The 18,207-nt window shown below is 70.5% G+C and carries 15 protein-coding genes and 1 pseudogene; 9 read left to right on the plus strand and 7 right to left on the minus strand.

Annotation, left to right across the window (positions count from 1 at the left end; all coding sequences use genetic code 11):
• Positions 1–2 precede the first annotated feature (2 nt).
• Together IF09_RS0109850 and IF09_RS46880 are read left to right on the plus strand one after the other, a co-directional pair.
• Positions 3–938: a carbohydrate ABC transporter permease gene (locus IF09_RS0109850; protein WP_030294048.1), complete on the plus strand. Its 936-nt coding sequence runs from the start codon at positions 3–5 to the stop codon at positions 936–938.
• Positions 939–1,003: 65 nt separating this feature from the next.
• Positions 1,004–1,141, plus strand: coding sequence for a hypothetical protein (locus IF09_RS46880; protein WP_234320952.1), 138 nt, complete (start codon positions 1,004–1,006; stop codon positions 1,139–1,141).
• A 108-nt stretch (positions 1,142–1,249) separates the two neighbouring features.
• Here the strand turns inward: IF09_RS46880 and IF09_RS46885 are convergent.
• Together IF09_RS46885 and IF09_RS46890 are read right to left on the minus strand one after the other, a co-directional pair.
• Positions 1,250–1,327, minus strand: a pseudogene (locus IF09_RS46885) (hypothetical protein); the annotation flags it as partial.
• A complete protein-coding gene (locus IF09_RS46890; RefSeq protein WP_030294050.1) occupies positions 1,297–1,863 on the minus strand; it encodes a hypothetical protein in 567 nt (188 codons plus the stop codon). The pseudogene IF09_RS46885 and the gene IF09_RS46890, both read right to left, overlap by 31 nt.
• Before the next feature lie 509 nt (positions 1,864–2,372).
• Here IF09_RS46890 and IF09_RS0109865 point away from each other — a divergent pair.
• From IF09_RS0109865 to IF09_RS0109890, 6 genes are all read left to right on the plus strand, one after another.
• Entirely contained in the window at positions 2,373–3,575 is a 1,203-nt protein-coding gene (locus IF09_RS0109865; protein WP_030294052.1) for an ROK family transcriptional regulator, read from the plus strand.
• A gap of 117 nt (positions 3,576–3,692) precedes the next feature.
• Entirely contained in the window at positions 3,693–4,808 is a 1,116-nt protein-coding gene (locus IF09_RS0109870) for a substrate-binding domain-containing protein (RefSeq protein ID WP_030294054.1), read from the plus strand.
• Positions 4,809–5,087: 279 nt separating this feature from the next.
• Entirely contained in the window at positions 5,088–5,876 is a 789-nt protein-coding gene (locus IF09_RS0109875) for an ATP-binding cassette domain-containing protein (protein WP_030294056.1), read from the plus strand.
• A 29-nt stretch (positions 5,877–5,905) separates the two neighbouring features.
• On the plus strand, positions 5,906–7,165 hold the full coding sequence (locus tag IF09_RS0109880) for a sugar ABC transporter permease (protein ID WP_030294058.1): 1,260 nt from the start codon (positions 5,906–5,908) through the stop codon (positions 7,163–7,165).
• Between the two features lie 264 nt (positions 7,166–7,429).
• Positions 7,430–9,346 carry a 1-deoxy-D-xylulose-5-phosphate synthase gene (gene dxs, locus IF09_RS0109885; protein WP_030294060.1) on the plus strand — a complete coding sequence of 639 codons (1,917 nt, stop codon included), beginning with the start codon at positions 7,430–7,432 and terminating at the stop codon, positions 9,344–9,346.
• 131 nt (positions 9,347–9,477) lie between these two features.
• On the plus strand, positions 9,478–10,962 hold the full coding sequence (locus IF09_RS0109890; protein ID WP_030294062.1) for an amino acid permease: 1,485 nt from the start codon (positions 9,478–9,480) through the stop codon (positions 10,960–10,962).
• A gap of 63 nt (positions 10,963–11,025) precedes the next feature.
• Here the strand turns inward: IF09_RS0109890 and IF09_RS0109895 are convergent, their stop codons facing one another.
• Positions 11,026–12,093, minus strand: a complete 1,068-nt coding sequence (locus tag IF09_RS0109895; protein ID WP_030294064.1) for an LCP family protein — start codon at positions 12,091–12,093, stop codon at positions 11,026–11,028.
• Between the two features lie 125 nt (positions 12,094–12,218).
• On the opposite strand from IF09_RS0109895, the gene IF09_RS0109900 reads away from it, so the two are divergent.
• Positions 12,219–13,367 (plus strand): hypothetical protein, encoded by a 1,149-nt coding sequence (locus IF09_RS0109900; RefSeq protein ID WP_158709942.1) that lies wholly within the window; start codon positions 12,219–12,221, stop codon positions 13,365–13,367.
• A 45-nt stretch (positions 13,368–13,412) separates the two neighbouring features.
• Here the strand turns inward: IF09_RS0109900 and IF09_RS41670 are convergent, their stop codons facing one another.
• The 4 genes from IF09_RS41670 to IF09_RS0109920 are packed head-to-tail and all read right to left on the minus strand — an operon-like array spanning position 13,413 to position 18,154.
• Positions 13,413–15,014 (minus strand): glycosyltransferase family 2 protein, encoded by a 1,602-nt coding sequence (locus IF09_RS41670; protein ID WP_051832300.1) that lies wholly within the window; start codon positions 15,012–15,014, stop codon positions 13,413–13,415.
• Positions 15,015–15,030: 16 nt separating this feature from the next.
• Complete coding sequence (locus tag IF09_RS0109910; protein WP_030294069.1) at positions 15,031–15,831, minus strand: Ig-like domain-containing protein; 801 nt, start codon at positions 15,829–15,831, stop codon at positions 15,031–15,033.
• The gene (locus IF09_RS0109915) at positions 15,828–16,646 is read right to left on the minus strand and encodes a rhamnogalacturonan acetylesterase (protein WP_030294071.1); all 819 of its coding nucleotides are present in this window, start codon (positions 16,644–16,646) and stop codon (positions 15,828–15,830) included. The genes IF09_RS0109910 and IF09_RS0109915 overlap by 4 nt, the downstream gene beginning before the upstream one ends.
• 2 nt (positions 16,647–16,648) lie before the next feature.
• Positions 16,649–18,154: a bifunctional cytidylyltransferase/SDR family oxidoreductase gene (locus tag IF09_RS0109920; RefSeq protein WP_030294073.1), complete on the minus strand. Its 1,506-nt coding sequence runs from the start codon at positions 18,152–18,154 to the stop codon at positions 16,649–16,651.
• Positions 18,155–18,207 lie beyond the last annotated feature (53 nt).

Here is an 18,207-nt window from a genome sequence, read left to right on the forward strand (position 1 = left end):
CGATGACTGCAGAGTCCACAGTGATCAAGGCGCCGGGCGAGGCCTCGGCCGAGCGGTCCGGCGGCAGCGGCCGCTCCAAGGAGGGCGGGACCACCGGCTCCGACGGCATGGTGCTGAACGTCTTCTCGCACGGGTTCCTCGCCGTCTGGGCGATACTGATCGTCCTGCCCCTGATCTGGCTGGCGCTCGGGTCGTTCAAGACCGACTCCCAGATCGGCGGATCGGCCCTCAGCTGGCCCTCCAACTGGCACTTCGACGCCTTCTCCCGGGCCTGGGACAAGGGCATCGGCGACTACTTCGCCCACACGCTGATCGTGATGGCGTTCTCGGTGCCGCTGACCATGCTGCTCGGCTCGATGGCGGCGTACGTGCTGGCCCGCTACCCCTTCCCGGGGAACCGGCTCTTCTACTACTTCTTCGTCAGCGGGGCGATGTTCCCCGTCTTCCTGGCGCTCGTCCCGCTGTTCTTCATGGTCAAGCGCCTGGACATGCTCAACACGTACCAGGGTCTGATCCTGGTGTACGTGGCCTACTCGATGCCGTTCACCGTCTTCTTCATGCACTCGTTCTTCCGCACGCTGCCGACGGCCGTGCACGAGGCCGCGGTGATCGACGGGGCCTCCGACACCCGGATCTTCTTCCAGGTGATGCTGCCCATGGCCAAGCCCGGCCTGATCAGCGTCGGGATATTCAATGTCCTGGGCCAGTGGAACCAGTACATCCTGCCCTCCGTGCTGATGCAGCCGCAGACCGGATCGGACCCCGAGCGCTACATGCTCACCCAGGGCCTGATCCAGCTGCAGTACCAGATGGGGTACGAGACGGACCTGCCGGTGCTGTTCGCCGGTGTGACCATCGCGATGATCCCGATGCTGGTGGTCTACCTGTCCTTCCAGCGCCAGATCCAGGCCGGCCTGACCTCCGCCACCCTCAAGTAGCGGGGCGGCGACGGCCGGGGGCGACGCCGATCGCCCCCGGCCGTCCGCCGGGGCTCGCGGTCCCCATGGCCGCCCGTTGCCGGGCCTTCCCGGTCAGCTCGGTCTTCGACATCGCGATGTTCGTGATCATGTGGAACGTGTTCGGCGCCGACAGCGAGGCCGACCAGACGCTGTTCCAGTCCGGCTGCCGGTGCAGACCATGAACCGGCCGATGCCCTTGGCATCCCGGCGGAGCGCGGGGGAGCGTCGGCCTTGGCCCCCGGCAGGGACTCGCCCGAGAGCGCGGCCTGGCCGACCATCAGGTCCTTGGCGGTGATCAGCCGCAGGTCTGCCGGGATCAGGTCACCCGCGGCCGGTTTCACCACGTCGCCCGGGACCACCTGGTCCATGCGCACCTCGACGGTGGCCGCGCCCGCGCCGCTGCGGCCCGGCGCTGCACCGCGCAGGTGGTGGTGACGAGCTCCTTCAGTGCGCCGGCGGCGCGGCCGGAGCGGAACTCCTGCCAGAAGCGCAGCAGTCCGCTGATCCCCACCATCACGGAGAGGATGACGACGCCCGGATCGGCCGGGTCCTGCCACCGCATGACGGCGCCAGGAAGACCAGGACGGCGATGAAGGGGTTCCAGAACGCCTCCGCGAGCCGGACCCACCAGCGCGGGGCGGGGCGCGCTCGTGGGCGACGACGTCGGCGCCGTGCGCTCCCGGCGCAGCGCCGCCTCGGCGTGCGTGAGGCCGCCCGGGGTGGCGGAGAGGTCCTGCAGGACCTGGGCGCCGGGGCGGGTGCTGAATCCGGCGAGCTGCTCGCCGGCGAGCCGGGTACGGGACTCCAGCTCGGCGGCCTTGCGCTCGCGGCGTCCCCCGTCCGGCGGTCCGAGCTTGGCCGGGTACCGGTGGTGAACATGGTCATGACGAATACCTCCCTCCACTGCGTCCGGGCAGCACGGAGCCGCGCGGTCACGGGGAGCGATCACGGGTCGGCGCGGGGTGGCACGAAGCGCCGGCGGGCACGCCGAGGGGAGCAGGCCGCAGGCAGCGGTGCGTGCCGCAACCGCACCGCGTGTACCGCGGCCGTGCGCACTCAGGGAAGGATCAGCTGATCGAGGCCGGCCGACGGGAGCGCTGCAAAGACTTCGACCGGGACTCATCCCGAACACCTCCTTGCGCAGCGCCGTCAGGACAGGGCGCCCGATCCGGCCGGAAAGGCCGCAGAGGACCGGCGCCTCAGCGGCCGTATCACGATCTAGAGGGATGTCTCTCATACTTATGACCGGTAGTGGCCGATTCGTTCCGCGTCAGCCTCTTGACGTCTGGAGGGCCAAAGGCTCGACTTAAGGTTCACAAGTTGGAGAGACGCCGGGGTCTCGGAGCACCAAGCCGCGATGCCGGCTCGGGGGGCGACGGTCGGCCGTCGCTTATGGGCAGGAGTGGATGAGTCGTGCAGACTCCCGGATCGCAGTCTTCGCTGCACCGCGCGAATCTCGAACGGGTCGTGCGGGCGGTGCGGCTCGCGGGTTCGCTGACCCAGGCGGAGATCGCCCGGTCCACCGGACTGTCGGCGGCCACGGTCTCCAACATCGTCCGCGAGCTCAAGGACGGTGGGACCGTCGAGGTCACGGACACCTCGGCCGGCGGCCGGCGGGCGCGCAGCGTCTCGCTCAGCGGCGACGCGGGCATCGTGATCGGCGTGGACTTCGGCCACACCCACCTACGGGTGGCGGTCGGCAACCTCGCCCACCAGGTGCTGGCCGAGGAGTCCGCCCCGCTGGACGTGGACGCTTCCTGGGCGGACGGCTTCGACCGGGCGGAAGCCCTGGTCGGAGAGCTGATCGCGGGCATCGGGGTGGGCCTCGACAAGGTCATCGGAGTGGGGCTCGGTGTCCCCGGCCCGATCGACGTGGAGTCCGGGACCCTCGGCTCCACCGCGATCCTGCCGGGCTGGGCCGGGATCAACCCGCGCCAGGAGCTCTCGCAGCGCCTCGGCGTGCCCGTGTACGTGGACAACGACGCCAACCTCGGAGCGCTCGGGGAACTGGTGTGGGGGAGCGGCCGCGGGGTCAAGGACCTCGCGTACATCAAGGTCGCCAGCGGTGTCGGAGCCGGCCTGGTGATCAACGGGCAGATCTACCGGGGACCCGGCGGCACCGCCGGCGAGATCGGGCACATCACCCTCGACGAGTCCGGCCCGGTCTGCCGCTGCGGCAACCGCGGCTGCCTGGAGACCTTCGCCGCGGCCCGGTACGTGCTGCCGCTGCTGCAGAGCACCCACGGCCCCGAGCTCACCATGGAGCGGGTGGTCGAACTGGCCCGCGAGGGCGACCCGGGCTGCCGCCGGGTCATCGCGGACGTAGGCCGCCATGTGGGTAGTGGTGTCGCGAACCTGTGCAACGTTCTGAATCCGAGCCGCGTGGTGCTCGGCGGTTCGCTGGCGGAGGCCGGTGAACTGATCCTGGCCCCCATACGTGAGTCCGTGGGGCGGTACGCGATCCCCAGCGCGGCACGGCAACTGTCCGTACTCACAGGGTCGTTGGGCAGCCGGGCCGAGGTGCTGGGGGCGCTGGCCCTGGTGCTGAGCGAGATGGGCGATTCGACCCTTCTGGCCGGTTCTCCGAGCCTCAGGCTCTTGCCTTCAGTTAGATAACGGATGGCACCGTTGTCATCTCGTTAAGGATTCACTCCTTGACGGCAAACTGCGGCCGAGGTTGACTCACGTCCACCTCGGCCGCAATGTTGCGGCCTCGTCAGGGAGGTTCAAGAAATGAACACGCGCATGCGTAGAGCCGCCGTAGCCGTCGCCGCCACCGCGATGGCCGCTTCCCTTGCCGCCTGTGGCAGCGCCAAGGAGGCCGGTGAGAAGCCGAAGGAGTCCGGCTCCGCCGCCGCGGGTGGTGCGATCAAGATCGGTCTGCTCCTGCCGGAGAACCAGACCGCGCGCTACGAGAAGTTCGACAAGCCGCTCTTCGAGAAGAAGGTCGCCGAACTCACCGGCGGCAAGGCCGAGGTGGTCTACGCCAACGCCAAGCAGGACGCGACCACGCAGAACTCGCAGGTCGACACGATGATCACCAACAAGGTGAACGTCCTGGTCATCGACGCCGTGGACTCCAAGGCCATCGCCGGCTCGGTGAAGAAGGCCAAGGAGAAGGGCATCCCGGTCGTGGCCTACGACCGCCTCGCCGAGGGCCCGATCGACGCCTACACCTCCTTCGACAACGAAGAGGTCGGCAAGGTCCAGGGCAAGGCCCTGCTCGAGGCCCTGGGCGACAAGGCCAAGGCCGGTGAGATCGTCATGATGAACGGGTCGGTCACCGACCCGAACGCCGCCCTCTTCAAGAAGGGTGCGCACTCCGTCCTCGATGGCAAGGTGACCATCGGCAAGGAGTACGACACCAAGGAGTGGAAGCCGGAGAACGCCAACACCAACATGGCGGGTGCGATCTCCGCGATCGGCAAGGACAAGATCGTCGGCGTCTACTCCGCCAACGACGGCATGGCCGGCGGCATCATCACCGCCCTCAAGGCGGCCGGCATGGACCCGCTGCCCCCGGTCACCGGCCAGGACGCGGAGCTCGCCGGTGTGCAGCGGATCGTTGCGGGCGAGCAGTTCATGAGCGTCTACAAGCCGTACGCCCCCGAGGCCGAGGCCGCCGCGAAGATGGCCGTCGCGCTCGCCAAGGGCGAGAAGCTCGACGGTGTCACCACCTCCAAGGTCGACAGCCCGACCGACAAGGGCATCGCCTCGGTCCTGGTCCCCGTCGTCTCGCTGACCAAGAACAACATCAAGGACACTGTCATCAAGGACGGTGTCTACACGGCCGACGAGATCTGCACCGACAAGTACGCGGCCGCCTGCACCACCCTCGGCCTGAAGTAGGCCGGCCGGGCCTCCCGTAGGCCCTCTGCAGGCCATCCCGGCCCCGAAGCGGGCCGGTCCCGGCCGCAGGCAGGCTCCTCCCGGGCCTGCCGAGGCCCCAGCGTCCTGCCGGCCGGAGGCCCGCCCCCGCGGCCTCCGGTCCACCAGGACCCCCGCGCCTGCCCGGCGCCCCGCCCTCTTCCCCCGCCACCCGCGGGGCGCCGGGCAGAAACGATTCCCCAGTCCACCCCGCTCCTGCACTTACTGCACGACATCCCCGCCGGTCAGGCGGCGAAGGAGATGGTTCATGTGTCCGCTGCGCCCGTGCTGGCGTTGCGAGGGGTCTCGAAGCGATTCGGTGCCGTCCAGGCGCTCACCGACGTAGAACTCGAGATCCATTCCGGCGAGGTGGTCGCCCTGGTCGGCGACAACGGCGCCGGCAAGTCCACGCTCGTCAAGACGATCGCCGGCGTCCACCCCATCGATGACGGAGTCATCGAGTGGGAGGGCAAGCCGGTCTCGATCACCAAGCCCCACGACGCCCAGAACCTGGGCATCGCGACGGTCTACCAGGACCTCGCGCTGTGCGACAACATCGACGTCGTCGGCAACCTCTTCCTGGGCCGCGAGCTCAAGCGCCGCGGAGTCCTGGACGAGGTGGAGATGGAGCGCCGCGCCCGCGAGCTCCTGACCACCCTGTCCATCCGGATCCCCAGCGTCCGCATCCCCATCGCCTCGCTCTCCGGCGGCCAGCGCCAGACCGTGGCGATCGCCCGTTCGATGCTCGGCGAGCCCCAGCTCGTCATCCTCGACGAGCCCACGGCCGCCCTCGGCGTCGAGCAGACCGCACAGGTCCTCGACCTGGTGGAGCGGCTGCGCGAGCGCGGCCACGCCGTCATCCTCATCAGCCACAACATGGCCGATGTGAAGGCCGTCGCCGACAAGGTGGCGGTCCTGCGGCTGGGCCGCAACAACGGCGTCTTCACCGTCAAGGACACGTCGCAGGAAGAGATCATCTCCGCCATCACCGGAGCCACGGACAACGCCGTGACCCGCCGGGCGGCCCGTACCGGGGAGGCTCGCAAGTGAGCACCGAACACCACACCCATGCGGAAGAGGTGGCCCAGCTCGCCAACCCCGCCGCCCCGGCCGACTCCATTCCCGTGGTGGACCCCCGGCTGCTCGTCCGCGAGCAGGGTCTGGCCGGCTACCTGAGCGAGTTCGGCCGCAAGATGAAGGCCGGTGACCTGGGCTCCCTCCCGGTCGTCGTCGGCCTGATCATCATCTGCGGCATCTTCCAGGGGCTGAACGCGAACTTCCTGTCCCCGGAGAACCTCACCAACATCGCGATCACCATGGTCGCCACCGGCATGATGGCCGTGGGCATCATCTTCGTGCTGCTGCTCGGCGAGATCGACCTCTCGGTCGGCTCGGTCAGCGGTGTCGCGGGTGCCCTCTTCGCCGTCCTGGCCGTCACCCACGGGGTCAACGAGTGGGTGGCGATCCTGGCCGCCGTCGCAGGCGGTGCCCTGATCGGCGCAATCCACGGCTTCTTCTTCGCCAAGATCGGCGCACCGGCCTTCGCGGTCACCCTGTCGGGCCTGCTGTTCTGGTCCGGCGCCATGCTGCAGATCCTCGGCAGCAACGGCACGATCAACATCGACTCCGACGGTGTGGTGGGCCAGCTCACCACGTACTTCTTCACGGACGTGGCGGCCGGCTACGGCCTCGCCGCGATCGCGGTGATCGGGTACTTCCTGGCGAGCTTCTTCGACAACCGCCGCCGCGAGGCCGCGGGCGTCCCGTCCCGTCCGATGAGCGAGATCGCGCTGCGCACGGGCCTGCTGGCGCTGTTCACCTTCGGTCCCGCCGCGGTGTTCAACCAGTACAAGGGCCTGCCGCTGGCGGTCGTGCTCTTCGTGGTGGTGCTGGCCGGCACGGACTTCCTGCTGCGACGCACCACGTTCGGCCGGAACGTCTTCGCCCTCGGCGGCAGCGTCGAGGCGTCCCGCCGCGCCGGCATCAGCGTCGTCGGGATCCGTATCGCGGTGTTCACGATCTCGGGCACCTTCGCCGCCATCGGCGGGCTCTTCTGGGCCTCCAAGATCGCGGCGGCCAACCAGAGCGCCGGCGGCGGCGACCTGCTCATGAACGTGATCGCGGCGGCCGTGATCGGCGGCACCAGCCTCTTCGGCGGCCGGGGCCGGACCTGGAACGCCCTCCTCGGTGTCATGGTCATCACCTCGATCCAGTACGGTCTGGCCCTCCAGGGCATCGCCACGCCGATCCAGTACATGATCACCGGCGCGGTACTGCTGGCCACCGTGGTGATCGACTCGGTCACCCGCAAGACCCAGAAGACGGCCGGACGCGCCTGACACCGCGCCCGTCGCGGTAAGACCGGTCACAGTGCCCGGTGCCACCCCGTGTGGCACCGGGCATCCGTGCGTACGTCTGACGTACATCTGTGCGTACGCCTGTGTGGGTATGCGCCCGAATGTGATGTGTGACTTGGGGGTGATCTGCACAGGGATGTGTACAGCCATGACGAAGCTGTGACCCGTGTGCGGCAGCCCGATGACCGCGGTCGCCGACGGAACATTAGACTCGACAGACCAGCAAGCAACTGCAAGGAGGCACGGGTGCTGCTGACCCGCATCAAGGGACCGCGCGATCTGGACCGGCTCAGCCAGGAGGAGCTCGACCAGCTCGCCGCCGAGATCAGGTCCTTCCTCGTCGACGCCGTCTCCAAGACCGGCGGGCACCTCGGCCCCAACCTCGGGGTGGTCGAACTGACGATCGCTCTGCACCGGGTCTTCGACTCGCCCAAGGACAAGGTCCTCTTCGACACCGGCCACCAGGCCTACGTCCACAAGCTGCTCACGGGCCGCCAGGACTTCGCCGGACTGCGCACCAAGGGCGGCCTGTCCGGCTACCCCTCGCGCGCCGAGTCCGACCACGACGTCATCGAGAACTCCCACGCCTCCACCGTGCTGGGCTGGGCCGACGGCCTCGCCAAGGCCAACGAGGTGCTCGGCCGGGAGGACCACCACGTCGCCGCCGTCATCGGCGACGGCGCGCTGACCGGGGGCATGGCCTGGGAGGCGCTGAACAACATCGCCGCCGCCAAGGACCGCCCGCTGGTCATCGTCGTCAACGACAACGAGCGCTCGTACGGCCCCACCATCGGCGGCCTCGCCAACCACCTGGCCACCCTGCGCACCACGGACGGCTACGAGCGCTTCCTGGCCCGCGGCAAGGAGCTCCTGGAGCGCACCCCGGTCGTCGGGAAGCCGCTCTTCGAGACCCTGCACGGCGCCAAGAAGGGCCTGAAGGACTTCATCGCCCCGCAGGGCATGTTCGAGGACCTCGGCCTGAAGTACATCGGGCCCATCGACGGCCACGACATCGAGGCCCTGGAGTCCGCCCTGCAGCGCGCCAAGCGCTTCAGCGGCCCCGTCATCGTGCACTGCCTCACCCAGAAGGGCCGCGGCTACACCCCGGCCCTGGAGCACGAGGCGGACCGCTTCCACGCGGTCGGCGTGATCCACCCGGACACCGGACTGCCGGTCAAGACCGCGGCCGCCAGCTGGACCTCCGTCTTCGCCGACGAGATGGTCAAGCTCGGCCACGAGCGCGCGGACATCGTCGGCATCACCGCCGCCATGCTCCACCCGGTCGGCCTCAACAAGTTCGCCGAGGCCTTCCCGGACCGCATCTACGACGTGGGCATCGCCGAGCAGCACGGCGCCACTTCGGCGGCGGGCCTGGCCACCGGCGGCGTCCACCCGGTCTTCGCGGTGTACGCGACGTTCCTCAACCGCGCCTTCGACCAGGTCCTGATGGACGTGGCCCTGCACAAGTGCGGGGTCACCTTCGTCCTGGACCGGGCCGGTGTCACCGGCGACGACGGCGCCTCCCACAACGGCATGTGGGACATGTCCATCCTCCAGGTCGTGCCCGGCCTGCGGCTCGCCGCCCCGCGCGATGCCGAGCAGCTGCGCGCCCAGCTCCGCGAGGCCGTCGAGGTCAAGGACGCCCCGACCGTCGTGCGCTACTCCAAGGGCGTCGTCGGCCCGGCCGTCCCGGCCGTCGGCCGCATCGGCGGAATGGACGTCCTGCGCGCCCCGGCCCCCGAGGTCACCCGACCGGACGTACTGCTCGTCTCGGTCGGCGCACTCGCCCCGATGTGCCTGGAGATCGCCGGCCTGCTCGACAAGCAGGGGATCTCCACGACCGTCGTCGACCCCCGCTGGGTCAAGCCCGTGGACGAGGCCCTGGCCCCGCTCGCGGACCGGCACCGCGTGGTCGTCACCGTCGAGGACAACGGCCGCACCGGCGGCGTGGGCTCCGCCGTCGCCCAGGCGCTGCGCGACGCGGGCGTCGACGTACCGCTGCGCGACTTCGGCATCCCGCAGCGCTTCCTCGACCACGCCCTGCGCAAGGAGATCATGGCCGAGATCGGCCTGACCGCGCCGGACATCGCACGGCAGGTCACCGGCCTGGTCGCCAAGCTGGACGGGCGGTTCGACAGCGAGCCGGCCGCCGCCGTCGACTAGGACGGGTTCCGGCCACTAGATCGCCGCGCGGTTGCACGTCACGGGCCGGGAGATCACCCTTGGAGGGTGGGCCTCCCGGCCCGTTCGCGTGCGTCGACACCTGTTTCGGAGGTGCGTCGGTGAGTAGGGATATGAACAGCCCCTTCCGCACCAAGACGGTGGAGCAGTCCATCCGTGACACGGAGGAGCCGGAGCACGCGCTCCGGAAATCACTCTCGGCCTGGGACCTGACCGTCTTCGGCGTAGGCGTCATCATCGGTACCGGCATCTTCGTCCTCACGGGCATTGCCGCCCGGAACAACGCCGGTCCCGCCACCGCCCTGGCCTTCGTGGCGGCGGGCATCGTCTGCGCTCTCGCGGCGCTCTGCTACGCCGAGTTCGCGTCCACCGTGCCGGTGGCGGGATCCGCGTACACCTTCTCGTACGCCTCGATCGGTGAGCTGCCCGCCTGGATCATCGGCTGGGACCTGGTGCTGGAGTTCGCGCTCGGCACCGCCGTCGTGGCGGTCGGCTGGTCCGGCTACGTGCGCCACCTGATGCACACCAACCTGGGCTGGGACCTGCCCACCGCGCTGTCCGGACCGGACGCGGGAGGAACCTTCGACCTGCTGGCCTTCCTGCTGATCCTGGCGCTGACCGCGATCCTGGTCGTCGGGACGAAACTCTCGGCGCGGATCACCGCGATCGTGGTCGCCATCAAGGTCACCGTGGTCGTGCTGGTCATCGTCGCGGGCCTGTTCTTCATCAAGGCCGACAACTACTCGCCGTTCATCCCTCCGGCCCAGCCGCAGGAAGCGGGCGGCGACCTGCACGCGCCACTGGTCCAGCTGCTCTTCGGCTACGCACCCACCAATTTCGGTGTCATGGGCATCTTCACCGCGGCCTCGCTCATCTTCTTCGCCTTCATCGGCTTCGACGTCGTGGCGACGGCCGCCGAGGAGACCAAGAACCCCCAGCGGGACATGCCGCGCGGCATCCTCGGCTCGCTCCTCATCTGCACCGTGCTCTACGTCGCCGTGACGCTGGTGGTCACCGGCATGCAGAAGTACACGGAGATGTCGCCGACCGCGCCGCTGGCCGAAGCCTTCAAGTCGGTGAACCAGCCCTTCTTCTCCGGCGCCATCAGTCTCGGGGCGGCCGTCGGCCTGATCACCGTGAGCATGATCCTGCTGCTCGGCCAGACCCGTGTGTTCTTCGCGATGAGCCGTGACGGACTGCTGCCGCGCGTCTTCTCCGTCACCCACCCCAAGTACCGGACCCCCTACCGGGCGACCCTCCTCCTCGGTGTGATCATCGCCGTGGTGGCGGGCTTCACCAGCCTGGAGAAGCTCGCGGAACTGGTGAACATCGGCACGCTGTTCGCCTTCGTGCTCGTCGCCCTCGGCGTGATCATCCTGCGCAAGACCCGTCCCGACCTGCACCGGGCCTTCCGTACCCCGTGGGTACCGCTGATCCCGATCCTGTCGATCGCGGCCTCGCTCTGGCTGATGCTCAACCTGCCGGCCGAGACCTGGATCCGCTTCGGCATCTGGATGGCGATCGGCATCGTCGTCTACTTCGCCTACGGGCGCTCGCACAGCCGCCTCGCCAAGGTCGGCCCCGACGCGAAGTTCTAGCGGAGGAAAGCCGGAAGCCGGCCGTACGGGTCACCCGTACGGCCGGCTTCCGTGTCCGGCCGGTCAGCCCTTGGCAGGGGACTTCTTCGCCTCCGCCGGGATCTTCTGGTCGGTGCGCAGGGCCTCCCACAGCCGGCCCGCCTGCGGCTCCGCGACGACCACGCGGTTCGGGTCCACCTTGTCGTAGGCGACCGGAAGCATGATCGTCTCCATGGTGTCGGGGTCCACGCCCTTCATGCTCTGGGCGAAGTCTGCCAGGGAGGTGAGGGAGGCGAGGTCGGAGTCGGTCGTCAGCGACTTGGTGCCGGCGTCGGCGAGCTTGTAGAGCCGGGCCGGGTTGCCGAGGGCGTCCTGCCTCTTGATCTCCGACAGCATCGCCATCATGAACTGCTGCTGGAGGCCTATGCGCCCGAGGTCGCTGCCGTCGCCGTAGCCGTAGCGGGTACGGACGAACTTCAGCGAGTCGGCGCCGTTCAGCCGGTGCGTGCCGGCGTCGAGCTTGAGCCCGCCCTTGGCCCCGCTCATCGGCTTGTCCAGGGTGACGGTGACCCCGCCGAGCGCGTCGACCAAGCCCTTGAAGCCGGCGAAGTCGACCTCGACGAAGTGGTCCACCCGGATCCCGGACATCTGCTCCACGGTCTTGACCACGCAGGCCGGTCCGGCCAGCGAGTAGACCGAGTTGAACATGACCCGGTTCGCGGCCTTGACGGTCTTGCCGTCGGCGTCCTTGCATTCGGGCCGGCTGATCAGGGTGTCGCGCGGGATGCTCACCGCGGTGGCCTTGGACCGGCCCTCGGGTATGTGCACCAGCATGGCGGTGTCCGAGCGGGCGCCGCTCACATCGCCGTGGTCGAGGTCCGCATTGGCCCCGGCCCGCGAGTCGGAGCCGAGTACGAGGACGTTCTGCGCGCCCGCGACGACCTTCTTCGGGCGGTTGTCGCCGATCGCCTGGTCCAGGTCGACGCTGTCGATGTTGCCGTTGAGATGGCTGTAGGCCCACCAGCCCGCGCCACCGGCCGCGAGGATGAGCACGGCCACCGTCAGCAGCACGATGCGCAGGGCACGTCGCCTGCCACCGCGCCGTGGCTTGCGCCGGGACGGGGGAGTGGTGGCCGAGGGCCGGTCGGTCATGGAGGCAGAGCCCTTCTATTATCGATGGGGTGCATCATAAGACACACTTTCGAGTGGCTGGTTCTTTCCGGTGAAGAGCCCTGCCGCTTGAGCAGGACATACTCGGCAGAAGGGTGGACAGTGGCGTGATCCGAGGCAAAAGCGGGAGCCGGGGCGCCACTTCCGACCGCACCGTGCAGGACGCAGCCCCGGGCGGACCAGGTTCTCGCCGGCCGCCGTCGGTGGCCGGAAACTGGCTGTTCAAGGGCGGCGACGGCCGCCTGACGGCCTACGCGTGCACCCCGCACGGCCTGCTGCGCTGGACCGAGGCCGCGGCCCCCCACGCCGGCTGGACCGGCCCCGACGTTTTCGAGGTCCCCGGCTGGCTGGGCACCGTCGCGATGGCACAGAGCCGCGAGGGGTACGTGCACTTCGTCGCCCTGCGGGCAGGCCAGGACGGCGCGGAGCGCCCCGAAGTCATCGTCTCGACCCAGTTCCAGCCGGGCCGCGGCATGATCGACTGGCACAGCCTCGGCACCCCCGGCCTGCGGGGCGGCCCCGCCGACGACCGGCTGGCCGGGCCGCCCCGCATCGCCGTCAACCAGCGCTCGGGCTCCACGCACGTCCTCGTCTCCCTGCGCCACGGCGGCGTCCTGCGGCGCAGCCGCAACGCCGAGGGCGCGTGGGGCGGCTGGAAGCAGGTGGCGCCGGAGCCGTACGGGGGCGACGTGGCGCCGCTCATGTCGGCGGGCGGGCCGCTGGAGCTGCTCGCCCTCGGGCGGGCCGGAGCCGACCGCTGGGTGGGTGTCGGCCAGGGCCGCTTCCAGCTCGCCGACCGCATCCCCACGCCGGTCGTTCCCGGCACCCCGGTCCTGTGCGAGACGGGCCCGCGCAGGGTGACGTACTTCTGGCGCTACCCGGGCGACGGTTCGCTGGTCGCCTGGCGGGCCGGGCAGCAGGGCGCCCAGGGCGGCGGCCTGATGGCCCTCGGCGGCGCCGGCGGCAGGGGCGCACCCGGCGTGGTCCGGGCCGTCATCGGCGGATACGACTGCACGGTGCTCGCACAGACCGGTGCCGAGGGCGACGTCGAACTCACCGCCTACGTCACCGAGAACGAGGGTTACGGCACCTGGTGGGCCTCCCTCGGCGGCCACGGCGCGCACGCGCCCCAGGTGGCGGTCGACGCGGCAGGCCGCATCGTCGTGGCCGCGTTCGACGCGGACGGCGCACTGATCTGCACCCGCCAGGACACCACCCAGCAGGGGCTGGCCTTCGGCCCCTGGGACGCCGCCTGAGCCGGACGGCAGCGCGGGGCGGCAACGCCGCCCCGCGACCCCCCGTCAGGCGTGCCGCGGCAGCGGCGTCCGCTGCGACACCTCGATGCTGAGACCGCCGGACTCCGTGTAGTACGGGGTGGCCGCCAGCTCCATGCCCTGCGCACCCGGCGCGGGCGCGATCCGCACCGGCATCCGGGCGGTCGTGTCGAGGTCCTCGGCGCGCCGCGGGCCGAGCCGCACCTCCCGGGTCACGCCCTCGAAGCCGACCGCGAGGTGCAGGTCCCAGGTGCCCGGCGGGAGCGGCCAGCCGCTCGAGGTCTGCGCCAGATTGACCCGGCAGGAGAAGCGGCCCATCGCCCGCGGCCTGCCCTTGGCGTTGGTCAGCGCGTCGTCCCGGCGGGCCGTGACCTGACAGCTCTCCACCGCACCGCTCGTCCGCTCGCGCAGCACCACCCGGGTGGCACGGTCCTTCGTCGACAGCTGCTCGAAGAACGCGAAGCCCTCCAGCAGCAGCATCGGCCCGTCCCAGCGGGCCTTCTCCAACTGGTGGGTGACCGTCATGTCACCGGTGATGTCGAACAGCTCGTCCGGCAGGGGGACCTGCGGGTCGCGGAAGAACGGCAGCGTCGTGTACACCCGGCCGTTCTCCACCGTCTTGCGGACGGCCGGACGCTCCTTGTCCGCCTCGAACGCGGCCATCCGCTGCGCCTCGGCGAAGCGGCCCTGCGCCAGCAGGGCGAACCGTACGGCCACCATGCGCGGCAGCAGCGCCAGCGCCCCCGGGGACGCCTGGGTGCGCAGCACCTCGGCAGCGGCCCACAGGGCCTGGTCCCGCTCCGCCGCATCGGTGGCGGACAGCAGCGCGGCCGCGGTCGCCTTGCCCAGCTCCACCTCCAGGTGCCGGGACTGCAGCTTGTCCCGGCGCGGCCCCTCCGGCAGCTGCGAGGCGACCAGGCCCAGCATCCGGGAGACCAGGGCGACCCGGTCCGGCAGCGTCACCCGCTCCGCCGGCGAGGGGCCCTTGACCACGCAGGTCGCGTCGCCGACGACCGAGACGTTGTCCGCCCCGATGAAGGCACCGGCCGTGAAGGCCTGGTCGTCGCCGATCACCATGTCGGTGGGGAAGGCCAGCCCGCGGCGCTGCAGCAGGCTCGTGCGGAACAGCTTGTCCGGCGTCAGCGACCAGTAGACGCGCGAGTCGTAGACGTCGGTGTAGGCCTGGTTCTTGCGGAACATCGACGTCGCGACCGCATGCCGGCCCGAGCTCTCCAGCTTGCCGAGCACGACGTCGGCCTCGTTCGCGTCGGCCGCCGCGACCATCCGCTCCAGCGCGTCGGGCGCCAGCCGGTCCGTGGCCTCCAGGAAGATGACGTACCGTCCGCGCACCTGGCTCAGCGCCCAGTTGCGGGCGCCCGCCGGACTCAGCCCGTGCGAGACCTGCCCCACGCGGACGAAGGCGGGGTACTGGTGCGCCGCGCGCGCGAGCACGGACCCGCTCTCGTCGGTCGAGCCGTCGTCGACGCCGATGATCTCCAGTCGCTCCGTGCCGATGGACTGCACGAAGACGGAGGCCAGGCAGGCGTCGAGCGCGGCGGCCTGGTTGCAGACCCGGACGGCGACCGTCACGTCCTTGACGTCGGCGGGGCCGACGGCGGCGGTGTTCATGGTGTCGGGATCCTCGTCAGTTCTGCGGAGCGGCGGGGCGGGGCCACGGCATCTCCCCGGTGAGTTCGGGCCATTGCCAAGGTCGCGGGGCGCTGTCCGACGGATGCTGCGGGAAGGCGCCCGGGATGTGCTCCAGGGAGCCCACGAAGACGTTCACGTGCGAGGTCAGCTTGGCGGCCGCGGCCGTGCCCACCGTGTACTCGAACCGGTCGTAGCCGGTGAAACCCGGGGCGGGCGCGTACGTGACCCAGCCGTCCTGCGACAGCTGCGCCCGGCCGCCCCGCGGCTGCGTCACGGAGATCGCGGTGCTGCCCGCCGGGGCCGCCGAGAGCACGTTGACGGTGCCCGGCCGGTCCGGTTCGGTCGCGATCCGCAGCCCACGGGCGGTGGCCGGCCGCAGCGGCAGGGGCTCGGCGGCGAGCTTCCCCGTCCGTACGAGCCTGCGGCCCGAGGCGTCCGGGACGCCCACGAGGATCCGGGGCCGGATGCTGCGCGCCGTGGCCGAGTCGCCGACGCGCAGGTGCAGGACCCCCGTCGTCTGCTCCCCGGCGTCGGCGCGGGCCCGGAACCAGCGCTGGCGGGGGAAGTACTCCAGCCCCTGCACGCCGACGATCTCGCCGACGGCGGTCAGCGGTTCCTCCGCCAGGTACGCGCAGCCCCGCGGGGCGCCCTGATCGGGTGCCACGGACAGGCCGAACTGGACGGTCTCGCCCGGGGAGACACCGCGGCGCGGGTCGGCCGAGCTGTACAGGGCCGCGTACACGGCGCCCAGTGACGGGGTGTCGCCGACGGCCTGCCCGCGGCGGAGGAGGTTCACGCGCTGGACTCCTTGCGTGCCGCGGGCGCGGACACCCGGGACTTCGTACGGTGCGAGAACGTCTCCTCGTCCAGCCAGCCCATCTCCTCGTAGGAGAACCGGCGGCGGTCGAGGTCACGGACCCACGGGGAGGGGATGACGCCCTGCTCGGCGAGGCTGCGGGCGACGAACCGGGCGCACTCGATCGCGCCCTCCGCACGCAGGTGCACGTTGTCCCCGTCCTGGACGTTCTCCAGGAGCGGTTCGCCCGGCCGCAGATACGTGAAGACGAGCTTGGACTGCTCGGGCCCGAGCTCTTCCCACCACTGCACGCTCTGGCCGTACAGGTCGACGACCGGAACGTGCTCGTCCTCGGCCAGCTGCCGGGCGGCGAGCGGGTAGTCGCCCAGGAAGCGGGCGACGTTGCCGTGCGCGTCCATGCGGCGCCGTTCGTACGGCAGCAGGATCACCGGGTGGGCCTGGCGCTCGCGCGCGCCGTGCACGAAGGCGGCCATGTTCTCCTGGAAGGTGGAGAACGGCTTGGTGTGCAGGCCGGGGTCCGTCTTCCAGTCGATCTGGCCGAAGCCGAACAACAGGTAGTCGCCGGGCTCGAGGTTGTCGAGGATCCACTGGAGCCGCCCGCGCTCGCGGAAGCTCTTCGAGCTCGCGCGGGCGCGGGCGCAGTTGACGACCTCGACCGCATCGGTGAGGAAGAGGGGCAGGGCCTGGGCCCAGCCCACCATCGGCAGATAGCTGTACGGCCGGGCGACCGCCTCGGAGTCGCCGGCCACGAAGATCCTCCGCGGCGGCTGCTGCTGTCCGGGTGTGTACGTCACGCCTAGACCCCCTGGTCCTCCGTGGTCTGGATCAGTACGGACGCCAGCGCCGCCTCGAAGCCGGAACGCTGCGCCGGAGTCGTGGTCGGGTCCTGCTTGCGTACGTCGATCACGTGGCCGGTCATCTCGGACAGCAGGACGTCCAGGGAGGTCAGGGCGACCGACTCGGACGTGAGCAGCGAGGCCGAGGGCTCCTGGCCGAACGCCTTGGTGCGCATCGGGGTGGCGGTGCGCTCCGGGTTCACGCAGTTGACGCGGATGCCGTCCTCGGCCCACTCGTCGGCCAGCGCCTGGGTCAGGTTGACCATGGCGGCCTTGGTCGAGGAGTACAGGCTGTACTCGGCGCGGCCGCGGGTGTAGCTGCTGGAGGTGAACAGCAGCAGCTGGCCCTGGGTCTCGCTCAGGTACTTGTACGAGGTCCGGGCGATGTTGACGGGCGCGAGGTAGTTGACCTCGAGCGCCTCGCGGATCGTGTCGTTGTCGGTCGCGTCGAGGCGGCCGACGCGCAGCACGCCCGCGGTGTTGACGACGTAGTCGATGCGGCCGGTCTCGGCGTAGGCCTTGGCCAGGGCCTCCTCGACGTGGTCGAGGTTCTCGACGTGCGTGCCGGTGGTGGAGCGGCCCAGGGCGAAGACGCGGGCGCCGAAGCCCTCCGCGATGCGGGAGATGTCGGCGCCGATGCCGTACGAGCCGCCGAAGACCACCACCGTCTTGCCGGCCAGCTGCTCGCGGTACGCGGTCTCGCCGGCCTGGGCGGGCGCGGCGTGGGAGGCGAGCTGGAACAGCTTGTCGGCGATGAAGACGTCGACGGGCTGGGTGACCTTCATGTTGTAGTCGTCGCCGGTGACCACGTGGACCGGGACGTCGGGCAGGTACTTCACGACGACGGAGCAGTCGTCGGTGGCCTGGAAGAAGGGGTCCGCGGCGGCCCGCTCGTACGCGGCGCGGATCGTGGAGAGCCGGAAGCCCTGCGGGGTCTGGCCGCGGCGCAGCCGGGAGCGATCGGGGACCTCGGTGATGAACTCGCCGTCGTCGCCGTGGGTGCGCGTCACGATGACGGTGTCGGACGACGGGATGGCGACGTCGACGGCCTGGTAGCGCTCGAGGGACTCGACGCATTCGCGCACCACGCGCTGCGACAGCAGCGGGCGCACCGCGTCGTGGAAGAGGAGGTTGCAGTCCTCGCCCTCCGCGAGCCCGGCGGCCACGGCGTCGATGGCGATCCGGGTGGTCTCGCTGCGGGTCGAGCCGCCGGCCAGGACCCGGGTGACCTTGCCCAGCCGGGCCCGCTCGACGATGCGGCGGGCGTCCTCCACGAACGCGGGAGTCATGAGGAGGATCACCTCGTCGACGTCCGGCGCGTTCTCGAAGACGTGGAGCGTGTGCTCCAGGATCGGCTTGCCCGCGATCTTGAGCAGCTGCTTCGGTATCTCGAGACCGATGCGCTGGCCTGTGCCCCCAGCGAGAACGACGGCGACGGTGCGGTGGGGGACGGGCCTGGAGGTCAAGGCTCCTTCTTCCTGAGCTGAGGGTGCGGCACGGCGGTCGGGCGGGCAGGGCG

The sequence above is a fragment of the Streptomyces katrae genome (assembly GCF_000717655.1).
Classification (GTDB): Bacteria; Actinomycetota; Actinomycetes; order Streptomycetales; family Streptomycetaceae; genus Streptomyces; species Streptomyces katrae_B.